A 15,754-nucleotide genomic window follows, 5' to 3' on the forward strand; every position below is an offset into this window, starting at 1 on the left:
CATGACGCATGGGTCCCCCGAGGCGCGCGGGGGACCTGTGGCGTCCTTTGGGACAACCATTGGGCAGTGGCGTGCATCTAAGCATCAGTGACGATGCGCTTGGTGCCCGGTGACCCCGAGAGGCTCGGCGGCTTCTGGCCGGCGGCCAGACTCGGCGCGGGCGGGCGCGGCGTGGTTTACGACGCCTACGACGACGAGGGCCGCCGCTTCGCGGTGACGGTGCCGCGTGGCCAGGTCGGTCGCCGGTTCGAGCGGGTCACCTGCCCCCATCTGGCGGAGGTGGTCGCCGTCGGCGACGACGAGGGCGTGCCGTACGTGGTGAGCGAATACGTGGACGGACCTGACCTGCGGCGCGCGGTCGAGCTGCACGGGCCCTACGCGGGCGACGAGCTGGTCGCGCTGGCCGGCGCGCTGGCGTCGGCGCTGAGCGCGCTGCACGAGGCGGGTCTGACGCACCGGGGGCTCAATCCGGAGAGCGTGCTGCTGGCCGCCGACGGGCCCAAGGTGATCGAGCTGGGCGTGCCGGCCGGCGGCACGTACACGTACACGGCTCCCGAGGTCCTGACCGGGCGCGACTCGGGGGCCGCGGCCGACGTGTTCGCGTGGGGCGCCGTGGTGCTGTTCGCGGCCACCGGGGACGATCCGTTCAGCGGGACGAGCCTGGGCGGGGTCATGCACCGGCTGCTGACCGTCGACCCCGACCTCGGCGTGCTGCCGGAGCCGCTGCGCGAGCTGGTCGGGCGCGCCCTGGCCAAGGATCCCGCCGACCGGCCCGCCGCGCCGGAGCTGTGGGTCGAGAGCCCGGCCGACGTGCGGCCGCCCGAGGGGCACGCCGGGCCGCGCTCGCTGGGCGAGGTGGCCGAGGAGGTCTACCTCGCGCTCACGCCGCGGCAGCAGGCTGAGGTGCCGGGGGTGCTGCTGCGCCTGCTCGACGGCGACAGCCCGCACGACGAGGGCGACGTGCTCGGCCCGCTCATGGAGGCGGGTCTCCTGGTACGCCGCAGCGTGCGCGTGGCCCCGACCGAGACGCCCGTGGGCAAGCTCGTCGCGGTCAGCGACCAGCGGGTGGCCCCGGCCAGCGCGGCCCTCTACCGGGCCTGGCCCCGGCTGCGCGCCTGGGTCGAGGACGAGCGCGAGAGCATGCACGTGCACCGGGAGATCCGCGACGCCGCCAGGAACTGGTCGGAGCACCGGCGCGGCAGGAGCCACCTCTTCCGGGGCCAGGCGCTCGACACGGCGCTCGCCTGGGCCGCGACCAAGCGCCGTCATCTACGCCTCAACCAGCTCGAACGCGACTTCGTCAACGACAGCGTGACCCTGTCCAAGCAGCGCAGGAGGCTACTCACGCCCGCGCTGGCGGCGCTGGCCGCCGTGCTGGCCATCGCCGTGACGCTGTCCGTGGTGTCCGTGCACGGGCAGAACCAGCTGCGCGGGCAGCTCGTCGAGGCCAACGCGCGGGCCGTGGCCGCCAGGGCGGAGGCGCTGCGGTCGTCCGATCCGCGTACGGCGATGCGGCTGAGCGTGGCGGCCTGGAAGCTGTCGCCGGTGTTCGAGGCGCGGGCGGCGCTGCAGGCCTCGCTGGTGCAGCCGGAGCTGGGGGTGTTCACCGATCCCGCCGCCGACCTGCGGGCGCGTTACGTGCTGCGCGGCGACCAACTGGTCAAATGGGGCACGGGTACGGTCGCCGTCTGGGACCTGGCCGACGGGCAGCGGCTCGGCTCGTACTCACTGCCTGCGGGGAGCGTGCTGAGCGACGACGGGAGGTTCGCGGAGGCGGCCGACGGCCGGCCGTTCGAGGTGTCCACGGGGCGCGCGCCCTTAGAGCCGGTCACCTACGCGATCGGCCAGGGCAACAGGACCAGGGTCTACCGGGGCGGGCGGCTGCTGTTCGACGTCGCCGACCGCCAGGTGGCGCTCTCCGCCGACGGGACCAGGGCCGCCTTCTCCAGCCTGAGCGGGCGGGTCGATCTGTGGGAGCTGGCAGGGCGGACCAAGACCGGCACCGTCTCGGTCCAGCCGCCCACCGGCGCGGACGCGGCGGCGCCCGCCCTGGCGTTCAGCCCCGACGGGGCGACGCTGGCCGTGGCCGGACGCGACGGGATCACGCTCGTGGCGGCCCGGCCCCCGAGCCCCGTCATCTCCAAGCGGGCGACCACGCCGAACCCCACGGCGTCCGGAACACCCGAGATGTTCCGGGCGGAGGGGCGCACGGCCCGGGAGTCCGTCCGCGGCGTCGAGGTGGTCGGGGCCGACGCCTTGGGGCACACCTCGGCCGACCCGCCCGCCTTCAGCCCCGACGGACGCCTGCTCGCGCTGCCGGGCGACGGCGAGGTCCGGGTCTGGAACGTCGCCGAACGCCGCCTCGCGGGCGCCTACCCCCTCCGAAACCCCGAGCGCGGCCTGGCCTTCTCCGCCGACGGCCGCTCGCTGCGCTACCTGAGCGGCACCGGCTCCGTGGTCTCGCTCGACGTCTCGGGGCTGCCCGTGCCGTCCGAGGACGCCCCCTCCGCCGCCTTCTCCGGCAACGGGCGGGTCGCCGCCAAGGAGGTCGGCGACTCCATCGAGCTCACCGACACCGTGGAGCGCAAGCCGCTCGGCCGCATCGCCGCCGCCGGCGACCTGGCCTTCGACGCCGACGGCCGGCTGCTCGCCGTCGCGGGCGACCCCGTGACCGTGTGGGAGGTGACCAGCAGCCGCCGGGTCGCCGCCATCGACGCGGGCGGCGACGTGCTCGCCGTGGCCCTCTCCCCCGCCGGCGACACGCTGGCCACCGCGCGGGGCCGGACCCTGGAGACGTGGGACGTGCGCAAGGGGCGGCGCATCAAGGCGTACGAGGGCGCGGGCGACCTGGCGATGGCCTTCAGCCCCGACGGCTCGACGCTGGCCGCCGGCGCCAAGCTCCTCGACCTGCGCACCGGCGAGATCACCCCGCTGGTCCTCGACCGGTCCGCCGACGCCGGCGAGGACCCGCCGGCGCCGACCGCGCTCGCCTTCTCGCCGGACGGGCGCACGCTGGCGTTCGGGCTGGAGGGCGGGCACGTGCTCCTCTGGGACCTGCGCAAGGGGAAGGCGCGGGGCACCATCCAGACGGGGACGGCCCCGGTGGACGAGCTCCGCTTCTCCCCTGAGGGCGACCTGCTGGCCATCGACGCCGCCCGTACCTCGCTCTGGGACACGGGCACGATGCGGGAGGTCGGCCAGGCGGGTTCGTGGGCCGCAGGACCGGCCTTCACCCAGGACGGCAAGCGGCTGCGCGGCGTCGCGCCGGACGGCACCGTACGCGAGAGCCCGGTCGATCCCGGGCTGGCGGCGCAGGCGGTGTGCGCCAGGGCGGGCGGGTCGCTGAGCAAGGCGGAGTGGACCCGGCTGATCCCGGAGAGCGGGTACCAGAAGATCTGCTAGTCGCTCGCGTAGGTCTTGATCACCTTGCCCTGGAGGTTGGCGACCAGGTAGCCCGAGCGATACTCGTCGGACGCGTAGACGAGCAGCACCTGGCGCGGCGTGGCGAACGCGTAGTCGGGGTCCACGATCAGATAGCGCGAGGTCGGCTTGGGGACGCCGAGGTCCTTGTTCGCCTTCTTCAACAGGGCGGGGAGGGCGTTCCAGTTGTACTTCTGCAGGTCCACGACAGGGGTGCTCACCTTGCCGCCGGCGCTCGAGCGGGTGATCTCGCCGTCGCGGTAGAAGTACGTGTCATAGAGCTCTTTGTCGCGCCTGATCGGTGCCTCGATCGACGCGTACGTGGGGTACACCGTCATCCTGACGACCTTGGTGTCGCCGAGCTCGGTCTTGATCTTGGTGATCAGGGCCCGCATTCCCGCAGGGGTGTGCAGGTTGCCGGGCGTGGCCGGCGTGCTGTCGCGCGGGGACTCGGGATCGGTGCGGTCCACCTCGGAGGAGTCCTCCGAGGTGGAGCGCACCGACGGGTCCTTCTTCGTGGTGCTCCTCGACGCGGAGGGGATCAGCTGCCACACCAGCACGCCCGCCACCGTGACCGCGACAGCCGACGTCACGATGCCCACGGTGATGCCGCCGCCGCCGCGACGGCGGCCGTGCACGGTGGTCGCCTTCGGGATCGGCGCCGGACCCCACGGGGGCTGCTGCGGCGCGTGCCCGTACCCGGGCGGCATGGTCTGCCCGCCCATCGGCGGCCCTGGGCGACCGGCCATGGGCGGCACCGTGTGGGCGGCGTGCGGCCCGGGGCCCGTCGCGTGACCCATCCCAGGGCCCGTCGCGTGACCCATCCCAGGACCTGTCGCGTGACCCATCCCAGGACCTGTCGCGTGACCCATCCCGGGGCCCATCGCGGGGCCCGCCGGGGCGGGGCCCTGGGCGTGCGGGCCCGGCATCGCCGGGGCAGGGGTGGGGGTGGGGGGCATCGGGGGCGGGGCCGCGCCGGGGTCGGCCGCCGAGGCCAACATGCGGTCGAGGGTCTCGGCGTCGGGGCGGCCCGCCGGGTCGCGCCTGAGCAGCGCGCTCAGCACGGGGGTGAGCGCCCCGGCGCGTTCCGGCGGCGGCACCTCCTGGTTGAGCACCGCGGCCAGGGTCGCCAGCGTGGTGCTCCTGCGCAGCGGGTGCCGGCCCTCCACCGCCACGTACAGCATCATGCCGAGCGACCAGAAGTCGGAGGCCGGGTCGCCCTCGACGCCGTTGATGCGCTCGGGCGCCATGTACTCGGGCGAGCCGATGAACGACCCGGTGGCCGTCAGGCTCGTGGACTCGCGTACCGCCGCGATGCCGAAGTCGGTGAGCACCGACCGGCCGTCCTCGCGTAACAGGACGTTGGCGGGTTTGACGTCGCGGTGCTGGATGCCGACGGCGTGCGCGGCCCGCAGCGCGGACAGGACCTCCCGCCCCAGGCGCGCCACCTCCTGGGGCGACATGGGCCCGCGCTGGATGCGGTCCTGGAGGGAGCCGCCCGTGACCAGCTCCATGACGATCCACGGGTAGCCCTGCTCGCCGGGGTCGACGATGTGGTGGATGGTGGCCACGTGCGGGTGGTTCAGCCTGGCCAGGGCGCGGGCCTCGCGCAGCACCCTGGCCCGCAGCTCGCGGTCGCCCGCCGGGTCGTGCTCGTTCTCATCCAGGGACGGCTCGCGCGTGCGCACTTCCTTGAGCGCGACCTCGCGGTGCAGGGCCACGTCCCAGGCCCGCCACACCAGGCCCATGCCCCCGCCACCGAGCCGCTCCGTGAGCTCGAAGCGGCCGTCGATCACCCGTTTGTGCATGCAGAGCAGCGTAGGGCCGACCCGCTGCCCGCGCCATCGAACCCCGGCAGTACGGGCATCACGCGCTTATCGCCAGCGACCCCGCTTCGACGCCGTACCGGAAGGGCAGGCCCTGGGCGTACCTGGACAGCTCGTCGAGCGCCTGGTGGGCCAGACGGGACAGCTCGCCGCCGAGCGACCCGGCGATGTGCGGGGTGAGCAGGACGTTCGGGAGGTCGAAGAGGGGCGAGTCAGTGGGCAGCGGGTCGGGCTCGGTCACGTCGATCACCGCGTACAGCCGTCCACTCGCCAGCTCGGCGACGAGCGCGTCCTGGTCGACGAGCGCGCCCCTGGCCGTGTTGATCAGCGTGGCGCCGTCGCGCATGCGGGCGAGGCGGGCCGCGTCGATGAGGTTCCTGGTCTCCGGGAGCGAGGGCGCGTGCAGGCTGACCACGTCGCACCGCTCGATCAGCTCGTCCAGCCCGACGTGCGGCACGCCCAGGTCCTCCGTCAGGTACGGGTCCGCCACGAGCACGTCGAGCTCGAACGGCCGCAGCAGCTCGATCACCCGGCGGCCGATCCTGGAGGCCCCGACGATGCCGACCGTGCGCCGGTAGTTGCCGAACCCGGGGAAGCGGCCGTCCGCGTCGATCCGCGCCCGTTGCTCGCGGTAGAGCGCGGCGATGTCGAGCACGCGCTTGTTGGCGAACAGGATCGAGGCCAGCGTGAACTCGGCCACCGGCTCGGCGTTGGCCGCCGCGGCGGACGACACGACGATGCCGCGCTCCCAGCACGCCTCGGTGACGTGGTGCTTCACGGTGCCGGCGGCGTGCACGATCGCGCGCAGCCTGGGCGCCCTGGCCAGCACGTCCCCGGTGACGGGCGGGCACCACCAGCTCGTGTAGAGCACCTCCGCGCCGGCCAGCGCCTCGGCCACGGCCGGATCGGCGAAGTCCTCGGCCACCAGGCCGGGGTCCACGTCGGCGATGCCGACCAGGCGGTCGCGCACCTCGCCGGTGAAGAGCCGGGCCGCCACCGGTCGACCCATGGCCAGCAGCGTCTTCGGCCGTGATTCGCTCATATCGCTCCCCCGCAATCAATACGATCGAATCGATCATAACGAAGGTGGTGCGGACGACTCCCGGGGCCTGAGCTCGGGCAGCAGCGCCACGTGGCGGCCGACCGGGGCCGCTCCTGCGGTGAGGCGGGCGATCAGCAGGTCCACCGCGCAGCGCCCGACCTCCTCCTTGGGCGGCGCCACGGCGGTGAGCGAGGGCGAGCAGAACGCGGCCACCTCGTCGTCGTAGGCGACCAGCGACACCTCGCCCGGGATGTCCACACCCGCCGCGACCAGGTGCCTGACCAGCGTGAGCGCGTCCTCGTCGTTGTGCACGAGCAGGCCCGTCACGCCCCGGTCGCGCACCAGGCGCAGCACGCCCGCCACGAGCTCGTCGGTGCGGTCGCGGTCGATGACGATCTCCGCAGGGGTGTCCAGGCCCAGCGCCGAGGCGCCCGCCAGCAGGCCCGCCCGGATCCCCGGCGTGGTCGGGCTGGGGAAGGCGACGAGCGCGAGCCCGCGGTGGCCCAGCTCGGCCAGGTGGCGTACGGCGAGGTAGGCGCCGTGGGCGTGGTCGGAGGCGACCGCGTCGAGCGTGGCGGCCGGGCCCGCCGGCTCGGCCCGGCGCTCCACGAGCACGGCCGGGACGCTCAGCCCGGCCAGCCACTCCACGTGGGAGCCGTCGGGCTGCCTGCTCGGGGTGAGCAGCAGGCCCTCCGCGCCGCCCTTGACGAGCTGGCGCACCTGGGCGCGGTCCTCGGCGTCCTCGTACCGGGAGATGCCGAGCACGAGCCGCGCCCCCGCCCTGGCCGCCTGCTCCTGGGCGCCCTTGATCACGGCCGGGTAGTAGTAGTGCGCGGTCGGGACCAGCATGCCTATGGTCAGCCCGCCGGCCCGCGGGGCGGGGGCCGCGGCGGGCAGCGTGACGCCGCCGTGCACCCTGGTGAGCAGGCCCTGGGCGGCCAGATGCTCGACGTCCCTGCGCAGGGTGACGGCGGAGACGCCCAGCGCCTCGGCCAGGTCGGCCACCCGGGCCGAGCCGCGGTCACGGACCTGGCGGAGGATGAGCCGGTGGCGCTGCTCGACGGACATACCTCGATCCTATGCCTTTCGAAATGATCGTTTGAGTTTCGTTCGATCAATCACTATTGAGGACCGGAATCGACCTCATTAACCCCTACATTTGACCCATGGACCCCCTCATCAGCCGCAGGGCGCTCAACCGGGCCACGCTCGACCGCCAGCACCTGCTGCGCCGCACCGACAACTCCGTGGTCGAGGTCGTGGAACGCCTCGGCGGGCTCCAGGCGCAGACCCCGCACACCTGGTACACCGGCCTGTGGAACCGGGTGGAGGGCTTCAAACCCGCCGACGCCGCCGACCTGCTGCTCTCGCGCGAGCTCGTACGCATCGCGCTGCAGCGCGGCACGATCCACCTCGTCTCCGCCCGCGACTGCCTGGCCATCCGGCCGCTGCTGCAGCCCGCCATCGGGCGCATGACCACGTCGACGTTCGGCAAGCGGTGGCAAGGGGTCGACCTGGACGAGCTGGCGGCGGCCGGGCGGGAGCTGCTGGAGGAGCGGCCCATGACGTTCGCCGAGCTGGGCCGGAAACTGGCCGAGCGGTGGCCGGCGAACGATCCGCACGCGCTCGGCCAGGGTGTGCGGTGGCTGGTGCCGCTCGTACAGGTGCCGCCCAGGGGCGTGTGGGGCAAGAGCGGGCCCATCGCGCACACGAGCGCCGAGTCCTGGCTGGGCTTCGAGGTGCCGCCGATGACGCCGGCCGAGCTGGTGCGGCGCTATCTCGCCGCGTTCGGGCCGGCGTCGGTGATGGACGTGCAGACGTGGTCCGGGCTGACGCGGCTGGGCGAGGTGGTGGACTCGCTCGACCTGGTCCGCTTCAGGGACGAGGCCGGCCGGACCCTGTACGACCTGCCCGACGCCGTACGGCCCGGCGAGGACACCCCGGCGCCGGTGCGGCTGATGTACGACTTCGACAACCTGTTCCTGTCGTACGCCGACCGCTCCCGGGCCATCTCCGACACGGGAGCGACCGCCCTCCAGGGCTTCATGGGCACGAACGTGGTGCCGCGCGTCATCCTGGTGGACGGCTTCACCGCCGGGGACTGGACGGTGGCCCGCGCCAAGGGCACCTCCACGCTCACCATCCACCGGTGGATGCCGATCCCGGTCCTGGAGGAGGTCGAGGAGGAGGCGCGGAGACTGCTGGAGTTCCTGGCGCCGGGCGACAAACACGAAATCACGGTCTCCGACGGCGCCTCCAAGCCCTGACACGGGCGTGCAGTGGGGGGAACGGCATGGTCTTCGCCGGATAGCGCTTCGCGCATTGGAGCTCAGGCTGTGAGATTGGGGGTGCGGCCCCCCAAACCCCCGCTCAAAGCCGCTTCGCCGATTCGTCAGGCGATCAAGTCTTGGCGAGTCGTCAGCCCGCATGCCAGGAGTGCGACCTTGTCGGCCGAGTCACGAGAGCCGTGGTGGAGCCCGCCCGAGCGGCTCAGCACGGCGTGCGCAGCCGGGGCGGCGGGGGTGGCGTGCGCGGCGGGGGCGGCCGGGGCGGCGCGGCCACCAGGACGAGCAGAGCAGCCGGCCGGGAGGGCACCCGGGCTCGTGCCGGGTGGAGACCATCACCCCGGCGTAGGCCCCCGCCGGGGTGGCACCAGGGCCGTTCCGGGGGCCTGACCTTTACCTTTGGGCTCGTAAGAGAGACCCTCGAAGGTAGGGAGGTGTCTTCCCATGGAGTACAAACAGTGGAACATACAGATCTGGATCAGTGAGGACGACGAGGACGCCGTGACCACGGCCACGGCGGTGCTGTTCACCGCGGACGGCAAACGTCACGAGAGCGTGGCGCACGCCCGACGCAATCCCACCGACCGCCCGGTGCCCGGGATCGGGGACGAGCTGGCCGCTGGGCGGGCCCTGTCCAACCTGGCCTCGAAGTTGATCGAGGACGGCGCGGACGACGTGGCCCAGCTGGCCGGTACGGCATAGTTCAGAGCAGCCCGGCGGCAGCCAGGAGCTTGCCGATCCGGCCTACCTCGTCGTCATTGAGCGGAACCTGCGGGAGCGCGGTGATCGGGCAGTCGATGACACCGCGTAGGTGAAGCGCGGCTTTGAAGGCTCCGAGGCCCGACGAGCTGCCGCCCATGCGTGAGCCGCCTACACGGACTATCTCGAACAGCCTGACCAGGCGCTCCTGCTCCGCTCTTGCCGCCTGCCAGTCGCTCCGGGAGGCACACTGGTAGAGCTCGACGTATCCCTGCGGGTCCACGTTGCCCAGCCCGGGCACCACACCGTCCGCGCCCATCCACAGCGCCGAGTCCACGGTCACCTCGGACCCCGTGAGCACGCTGAAGGGCGCCTCGCGGCCCAGGATGACCTGGCGCAGGCCGCCGTCGTCGCCGCTGGAGTCCTTCACTCCGGCCAGCGCGCCCTCGGCGGCCAGCCCGAGCAGGAGTTCGGCGCTCAGCTTGGTGTGCACGGAAACCGGCAGGTCGTACGCGTAGACCGGCAGCCCGCCCCGCGCGGCGATGGTCCGGAAGTGGGTGCGGATCTCGTCCGGATGGGTACGCGTGTAGAACGGCGCGGTCGCCACCAGCCCCGACACCCCCGCCTCGGCCGCGACCCGCACGTGTTCGAGCACGCGTGGCGTCGTCATGTCGATCACCCCGGCCAGCACCGGTACCTGCCCGCCCACGTGGCCGACCACGGTGTCCAGCACCACCCGGCGCTGCGCGTCCGTCAGGTACGCCACCTCCGACGACGACCCCAGCACGAACAGCGCGTCCACGCCCCCTGCCAGCAGGTGGTCGACCAACCGGACCAGCGAGGCGGCGTCCACCTCGTAGTCAGGGGTCAACGGGGTGCAAACCGGGGGAATGACGCCGGTCAAAGTCATGCGCGCTCCTGGATCAGCTCTACATCAGTTGCTCCCGCCGCCACCGGGTGGTGGCAGTGGAAGAGGTGGTCGCCTTCGGTCTGCGCCGCGGGCCGGTCCTCCGCACGGAGGTGGTCGCCTTCGGTCCGCGCCGCCGGCCAGTCCTCCGCACAAAGGTGGTCTGCCCGCCAGCACCGGGTGCGGAACGGGCAGCCGCTCGGCGGTCTGGTGGCGGAGGGCACCACGCCCACGAGCGGGATCGGGTTGATCGGCGAGATCAGGCCCGGGGTCGCGGAGAACAGGGCCCGCGTGTACGGGTGGCGGGCGCCCATCGGCACGGCCCGCGCGGGCGCCTGCTCGACGATCCTGCCGAGGTACATGGTGACCACGCGGTCGCTCATCCTGCGTACCGTCTGGATGTCGTGCGAGACGAACACCAGCGCGAGCCCGAGCCGTTCCTTCAGGTCGAGCAGCAGGTTGAGGATCTGCGCGCGGACCGACACGTCGAGCGCGCTGGTGGGCTCGTCGGCCACGACCAGGTCGGGTTCGAGCGCGAGCGCCCTGGCCACGGCCACACGCTGGCGCTGCCCGCCGGAGAGCTGGCTGGGCAGCGCGTCGGCGGCGCTGGCGGGCAGGCCAACCAGGTCGAGCAGCTCGCGTACGCGGGCGTCGCGCTGGGCGGGGGTGCCGCGTCGGTGCACGTTGAGCGGGTCGCGCAGCACCTGCCTGACGGGCAGGCGCCGGTTGAGCGCCGTGGACGGGTCCTGGAAGATCATCCCGACGCTGGAGCCGATCAGCGCGCGCCGCTCGCCCTCCTTCAGCGCCCACAGGTCCTTGCCGCGGAAGGTCACACTGCCCTGGGTGGGTTGTTGCAGGCCGACCAGCACCCTGGCCAGCGTGGACTTGCCGCAGCCCGACTCCCCCACGACCCCGACCGTCTCACCGGCGCTCACCGTGAGGTCCGCCGCGGTCAGCGCGTGGACACGGTCGCGCGAGAACAGGCCGCCCGAGCGGGCCTTGTGCACGACGTGCACGTCCTTCAGCTCAAGCATGCTGCTCACTTCCTACGAGCGCCGGATGATGGCAGGCCACCGCGTGCGTGGTGTCCCCCGTCAGCACCGGAGCCTCGGTACGGCACACGTCCGTGGCCATGGGGCACCGGTCGGCGAACCGGCAGCCGGGCGGGAAGTCGGCCGGGGCGGGCACCACGCCGGGGATCTGCGTGAGCCGCTCGGCGCCCGACTCCAGCGACAGCACCGAGCCCAGCAGGCCGCGGGCGTAGTGGTGGGCGGGCGCGCCGACCAGGGTCGCCGTGGCGCCGGTCTCGACGATCTGGCCGCCGTACATGACGACCACGCGGTCGGTGACGTCGGCGACCAGCGCGAGGTCGTGCGAGACGAGGATCAGCGCGAACCCCAGCTCCTCGCGCAGCTTCAGCAGCAGCTCGATGACCTGCGCCTGGACGGTGACGTCGAGCGCGGTGGTGGGCTCGTCGGCGACGATCAGCTTCGGGTCGCGCGACAGCGCCATCGCGATCAGCACCCGCTGCCGCTGCCCGCCCGACAGCTCGTGCGGGTACGCGGACAGGGTGCGGCGGGCGTCGAGGCCGACGAGTTCGAGCAGTTCGGCGGGGGTGCGCCGGCCGCCGCGGCGGGTGAGCTGCTTGAGCTGGGCCTTGATGGTCATGGCCGGGTTCAGGGAGGAGAGGGCGTCCTGGTAGATCATCGCCATCTCGTGGCCGAGCAGGCGGCGACGGGCGCGGCGCGACTCCGCGAGCAGTTCGCGCTGGTCGAAGCGGACATGGCCGCTGACGCGGGCGTTGCGCGGCTGCAGGCCCATGATGGTCAGCGCGGTCAGCGACTTGCCGCAGCCCGACTCGCCGACCAGGCCGAGCACCTCGCCCGGGTGCACCTCGAAGCCGATGCCGTCCACGATGTCCACACCGTCCGCGAACCCGATCCGCAGCCGTTCCACCGAGAGGATCGGCGGCCCCTGCGGGAGCGGGCGGGCGCGTTCGGCCAGCCTGCGGGCGGCCTCGGCCAGCCCGGGCAGCTCGACGACCTCGCCGGAGCCGGGCCTGGCCCGCTCGAAAGCGTCGTCCTTCTTCGGGACAGCCCTGCGGGTGGCGGGCGCGGCCCAGGCGTCGGAGATGCCCTCCGAGAGGATGTTGAGCGCGAGCACGGTCAGCAGGATCAGCAGGCCCGGGAAGACGGTGGCCCACCAGCCGCCGAGCAGCACCAGGTTCTTGCCGTCGGCGATGACGCTGCCCCAGGAGGGGTTCGGCGGGCGCACGCCGGCGCCGATGAACGACAGCGACGCCTCGAACACGATCGCGTCGGCCACCATCACCGTGCAGAAGACCAGCACGGGCGCGGCGCAGTTGATCGCGACGTGCTTGACGACGATGTACGGCGTGCGCGCCCCGATGATCCGCTCGGCCGCCACGTAGTCCTCGCCGTACTGGGCGATCACGTTGGCCCGCACGACCCTGGCCACGGACGGCATGTAGAGGAAGGCCATGGCCATGACCAGCACCGGGATGCTGCCGCCGAACACCGCCACCAGCACGGCCGCCAGCGCGATGCCGGGGAAGGCCATGACGACGTCGAGCAGGCGCATGATGGTCTCGTCCACGGCCCGGCGCGAGGTGGCCGCGACCGCGCCGACGACCGCCCCGGCCACCAGGGCGAGCGCGGTCGCGCCGAGGCCGATGATCAGCGACCAGCGGGCCCCATACAGGAGCCTGGACAGGATGTCGCGGTTGGCGCTGTCGAGGCCCATCCAGTGCGCGGCCGACGGGCCGCCGCCGGTGACCTCCTGGAAGTACGGCGAGTGCGGCGCGATCCACGGCGCCAGCAGCGCGGCCAGCACGACCACGGCCACGATGCCGACCGCCACCCACGACAGGGGCTTGAGGCGGCGCAGAGTCATGCCCGGCCCCTTCTTCGGCACGGACAGCCGTTCCGTCAGTCCACGTCTCATGCGGCGCTCCTGAGGCGAGGGTTGACCAGCAGGTAGAGGACGTCCACGACCAGGTTGACGACCATGAAGCCGACCGCGATGGTCAGCACCACGCCCTGGACGACGGCCGGGTCGCCGTCGCGCACGGCGTTGATCATGAGCTGGCCCATGCCGGGCAGGCCGTAGATGGTCTCGATGACGACGGTGCCGCCGATCAGGTAGCCGATGCGCAGGCCGAGCACGGTCAGCGGGGTGATCAGGGCGTTGCGCAGCACGTTCCTGCCGACGACCACGATCGGCGGCAGGCCGCTGCCGATCGCGGTGCGCACGTAGTCGCGGTCCAGCTCCTCCACCATCGAGGTGCGAATGATGCGGGTGAGCTGGGCCGCGATCGGCAGCGACAGCGACAGGGCGGGCAGCGTCATCGACTGCAGCCAGCCCGCCGTGGAGTCGGCCGGGTTGATGTAGCCGCCCGTCGGGAACAGGCCCTCGCCGACGGCCAGGTACTGGATCATCAGCAGCGCCAGCCAGAACGACGGCGCCGCCACCCCGACCAGCGACACCACGCGGATCACCTGGTCCGGCCAGCGGTCGCGGTACAGCGCCGCGGTGACGCCGAACACCAGCGACAGCACCACCGCGACGGCCAGGCCCAGGAACGTGAGCTGCAGCGTCAGCGGCAGCGCGGTCGAGATGGACTCCACCACCGGCTTCTTGGTGAGCACGCTGGTGCCCATGTCGCCCTGGGCCAGGTCCGCGACGAAGCGGACATAGCGCAGGGGCAACGGGTCCAGCAGGCCGTTCTCGAGCTGGAACTGGTGGATCTGCTCGGGGGTCGGGTTCGCGCCCTGGAAGTACGCGTACTCCGGCTTGCTGTTGGAGAAGCGCATCACGATGAACACGAACGCGACCACGCCGAGCAGCAGCGGGATCAGCATGAGGAGCCGCCGGAGCAGCATCCTGGCGACGAGCGTCATGTCCTCTTGGCCTGCAGCAGGTTGATGCCGGGGTAGGGCTGGGCGCGGATGCCGGACAGCTTCTTCGGGTCCCAGGCGGTCATCAGCTCGTTGTGGACGACGGGGTAGAGGATGGCCTGCTCAGCCACAAAATCCAGATATTTGTGGATAACTTCGGTCCTCTTGGTCTTGTCGGTTTCCTTGCTGGCCTCGTCCATCATCGCGAACAGCTTCTTGGCGTCCGCGGTGCCGTCCCAGTGGCTGTACTTCATCCACAGGCCGCCGGGCACGTAGTTGTAGTGCAGGATCAGGTCGGCGTCCATGCCGAACTGGTTGGGGTTCGAGGCGGCGGCGACCACCTGGTAGTCCTGGAACTGGTCCATCTTGGCGAACAACGCGGCCGTGTCCTGCGGCTCCAGCGTGGTCTTGATGCCGATGGCCTCCCAGGAGGCGGCGATGGTGGGCAGGCAGTCCGCGATCCAGCTCACGTTCACGGCCATGAGGTTGATCGTGAGGTTCTTGACCCCGGCCTCGGCCAGCAGCGCCTTGGCCTTCTCGGGGTCGTAGTCGTAGACGACCGAGGCCCGCTTGTAGGCGGGGTTGCCCTCGTTGAGGAAGGAGCTGGAGGCCGTGCCGTGGCCCTTGAGCGCCACGTCGATCATCTTCTGCTTGTCGATCGCGTAGTGCAGGGCCTGGCGCACCCGTACGTCGTCGAAGGGCTTGGCGCCCGTGTTGAACATCAGGAACATGTGGTTCATGCCCTTGCCGCCCTCGACCGTCAGGCCCTGCTGCTTGAGCTGCTCGACGTTGGCGTACGGGATGTTGTCGGCGATCTGCGCCTCGGCCGAGCCACCGGAGATCTTGGCCACGCGGGCGGCGGCGTCCACGATCGTCAGCCAGTTCATCTTCTTGGCCGTGGCCGGGCGCGGCCCGTTGTAGCCGTCGAACGCCTCGAAGGTGGTGTTGGACTTGGGGTTGTGCGCGGTCTGCTTGTACGGCCCCGAGCCCATCGTCATGCCGCTCTTGGCCTTGTCCCACGCGCCCGCCTGGCTGAACACGTGCTTCGGCATGATCTTGGCGATAGTCAGCCTGGGCGCGGCGTCAGGGAAGGGGAACTTGAAGACCAGCTCGACATTCCTGTCATCGACCTTCTTCACCTCCTGGAGCCAGGACTTGAAGAAGTTGCCGGTCAGGACGTTGTCGGGGCCCAGGATCCGCTCGAAGGTGAAGACCACGTCGTCGGCCGTGACCGGCTGGCCGTCGTGCCACTTGGCGCCGTCCCTGAGCGTGAACTTCCAGGAGGTCGCGTTCAGGTCGGTGGGCAGGGCGGTGGCCAGGGCCGGGTACGGCTCGCGCGTGATCGGGTCGGTGTCGAGCAGGCCCTCGTAGATGTGACTGATCCCCGCCATCGCGAACGCCGACGCGGTCTGCGTCGGATCCCAGCTCTGGTCGTTGCCGTACCCGATGACGGCGGTGATCAGATCCTTGTTGGATCCGGCGCCGACCGATCCGGTCGAGGCCGGACCGCCGGAACACGCGGAGAGCGTCGCCGCGACGAACGCTGCCGCACCCGTAGCCCCGCTGTAACGCAGAAAGTCGCGGCGGCTGAACTCAGAGCTCACGGAATCCTCCTGGGACGTAGCACGTGGGACATCCCATGTCCTATCTTTGCCGTA

Annotated in this window: 11 protein-coding genes; 3 read left to right on the forward strand and 8 right to left on the reverse strand. The window is 72.0% G+C overall.

Annotated features, from left to right (window positions below):
• Window positions 1–102 precede the first annotated feature (102 nt).
• A complete protein-coding gene (locus ACWDRB_RS30760) occupies window positions 103–3,402 on the forward strand; it encodes a protein kinase domain-containing protein (RefSeq protein ID WP_449899451.1) in 3,300 nt (1,099 codons plus the stop codon).
• Here the strand turns inward: ACWDRB_RS30760 and ACWDRB_RS30765 are convergent.
• The 3 genes from ACWDRB_RS30765 to ACWDRB_RS30775 are packed head-to-tail and all read right to left on the reverse strand — an operon-like array spanning window position 3,399 to window position 7,356.
• Window positions 3,399–5,228 (reverse strand): protein kinase domain-containing protein, encoded by a 1,830-nt coding sequence (locus ACWDRB_RS30765; RefSeq protein ID WP_449899454.1) that lies wholly within the window; start codon window positions 5,226–5,228, stop codon window positions 3,399–3,401. The genes ACWDRB_RS30760 and ACWDRB_RS30765 overlap by 4 nt on opposite strands.
• A 58-nt stretch (window positions 5,229–5,286) precedes the next feature.
• Window positions 5,287–6,288, reverse strand: coding sequence for a hydroxyacid dehydrogenase (locus ACWDRB_RS30770; RefSeq protein ID WP_449899456.1), 1,002 nt, complete (start codon window positions 6,286–6,288; stop codon window positions 5,287–5,289).
• A 33-nt stretch (window positions 6,289–6,321) separates the two neighbouring features.
• A complete protein-coding gene (locus ACWDRB_RS30775) occupies window positions 6,322–7,356 on the reverse strand; it encodes a LacI family DNA-binding transcriptional regulator (protein ID WP_364248214.1) in 1,035 nt (344 codons plus the stop codon).
• Window positions 7,357–7,454: 98 nt separating this feature from the next.
• Here ACWDRB_RS30775 and ACWDRB_RS30780 point away from each other — a divergent pair, with 98 nt between their 5' ends.
• Together ACWDRB_RS30780 and ACWDRB_RS30785 are read left to right on the forward strand one after the other, a co-directional pair.
• Window positions 7,455–8,555 (forward strand): winged helix DNA-binding domain-containing protein, encoded by a 1,101-nt coding sequence (locus tag ACWDRB_RS30780; RefSeq protein WP_449899459.1) that lies wholly within the window; start codon window positions 7,455–7,457, stop codon window positions 8,553–8,555.
• Between the two features lie 462 nt (window positions 8,556–9,017).
• Window positions 9,018–9,275: a DUF1876 domain-containing protein gene (locus ACWDRB_RS30785; RefSeq protein ID WP_185067965.1), complete on the forward strand. Its 258-nt coding sequence runs from the start codon at window positions 9,018–9,020 to the stop codon at window positions 9,273–9,275.
• A gap of 1 nt (window position 9,276) precedes the next feature.
• On the opposite strand, the gene ACWDRB_RS30790 is transcribed toward ACWDRB_RS30785, so the two are convergent.
• From ACWDRB_RS30790 to ACWDRB_RS30810, 5 genes are read right to left on the reverse strand one after another with little or no spacing between them, the layout of a single operon-like run.
• Window positions 9,277–10,182: a dihydrodipicolinate synthase family protein gene (locus tag ACWDRB_RS30790; protein WP_449899462.1), complete on the reverse strand. Its 906-nt coding sequence runs from the start codon at window positions 10,180–10,182 to the stop codon at window positions 9,277–9,279.
• On the reverse strand, window positions 10,179–11,213 hold the full coding sequence (locus ACWDRB_RS30795) for an oligopeptide/dipeptide ABC transporter ATP-binding protein (protein ID WP_449899465.1): 1,035 nt from the start codon (window positions 11,211–11,213) through the stop codon (window positions 10,179–10,181). The genes ACWDRB_RS30790 and ACWDRB_RS30795 overlap by 4 nt, the downstream gene beginning before the upstream one ends.
• On the reverse strand, window positions 11,206–13,143 hold the full coding sequence (locus ACWDRB_RS30800; RefSeq protein WP_449899467.1) for a dipeptide/oligopeptide/nickel ABC transporter permease/ATP-binding protein: 1,938 nt from the start codon (window positions 13,141–13,143) through the stop codon (window positions 11,206–11,208). The genes ACWDRB_RS30795 and ACWDRB_RS30800 overlap by 8 nt, the downstream gene beginning before the upstream one ends.
• Window positions 13,140–14,099, reverse strand: a complete 960-nt coding sequence (locus ACWDRB_RS30805) for an ABC transporter permease (protein WP_350728261.1) — start codon at window positions 14,097–14,099, stop codon at window positions 13,140–13,142. The genes ACWDRB_RS30800 and ACWDRB_RS30805 overlap by 4 nt, the downstream gene beginning before the upstream one ends.
• The gene (locus ACWDRB_RS30810) at window positions 14,096–15,700 is read right to left on the reverse strand and encodes an ABC transporter substrate-binding protein (RefSeq protein ID WP_449899470.1); all 1,605 of its coding nucleotides are present in this window, start codon (window positions 15,698–15,700) and stop codon (window positions 14,096–14,098) included. The genes ACWDRB_RS30805 and ACWDRB_RS30810 overlap by 4 nt, the downstream gene beginning before the upstream one ends.
• Window positions 15,701–15,754 lie beyond the last annotated feature (54 nt).

Source organism: Nonomuraea sp. NPDC003707, from assembly GCF_053587055.1.

Bases quoted from the DNA above. Each gene is read 5' to 3' on its own strand.
- ACWDRB_RS30795 (WP_449899465.1), bottom strand. From the start codon at position 11,213: ATGCTTGAGCTGAAGGACGTGCACGTCGTGCACAAGGCCCGCTCGGGC.
- ACWDRB_RS30780 (WP_449899459.1), top strand. From the start codon at position 7,455: ATGGACCCCCTCATCAGCCGCAGGGCGCTCAACCGGGCCACGCTCGAC.
- ACWDRB_RS30790 (WP_449899462.1), bottom strand. From the start codon at position 10,182: ATGACTTTGACCGGCGTCATTCCCCCGGTTTGCACCCCGTTGACCCCT.
- ACWDRB_RS30785 (WP_185067965.1), top strand. From the start codon at position 9,018: ATGGAGTACAAACAGTGGAACATACAGATCTGGATCAGTGAGGACGAC.
- ACWDRB_RS30800 (WP_449899467.1), bottom strand. From the start codon at position 13,143: ATGAGACGTGGACTGACGGAACGGCTGTCCGTGCCGAAGAAGGGGCCG.
- ACWDRB_RS30765 (WP_449899454.1), bottom strand. From the start codon at position 5,228: ATGCACAAACGGGTGATCGACGGCCGCTTCGAGCTCACGGAGCGGCTC.
- ACWDRB_RS30770 (WP_449899456.1), bottom strand. From the start codon at position 6,288: ATGAGCGAATCACGGCCGAAGACGCTGCTGGCCATGGGTCGACCGGTG.
- ACWDRB_RS30775 (WP_364248214.1), bottom strand. From the start codon at position 7,356: ATGTCCGTCGAGCAGCGCCACCGGCTCATCCTCCGCCAGGTCCGTGAC.
- ACWDRB_RS30805 (WP_350728261.1), bottom strand. From the start codon at position 14,099: ATGACGCTCGTCGCCAGGATGCTGCTCCGGCGGCTCCTCATGCTGATC.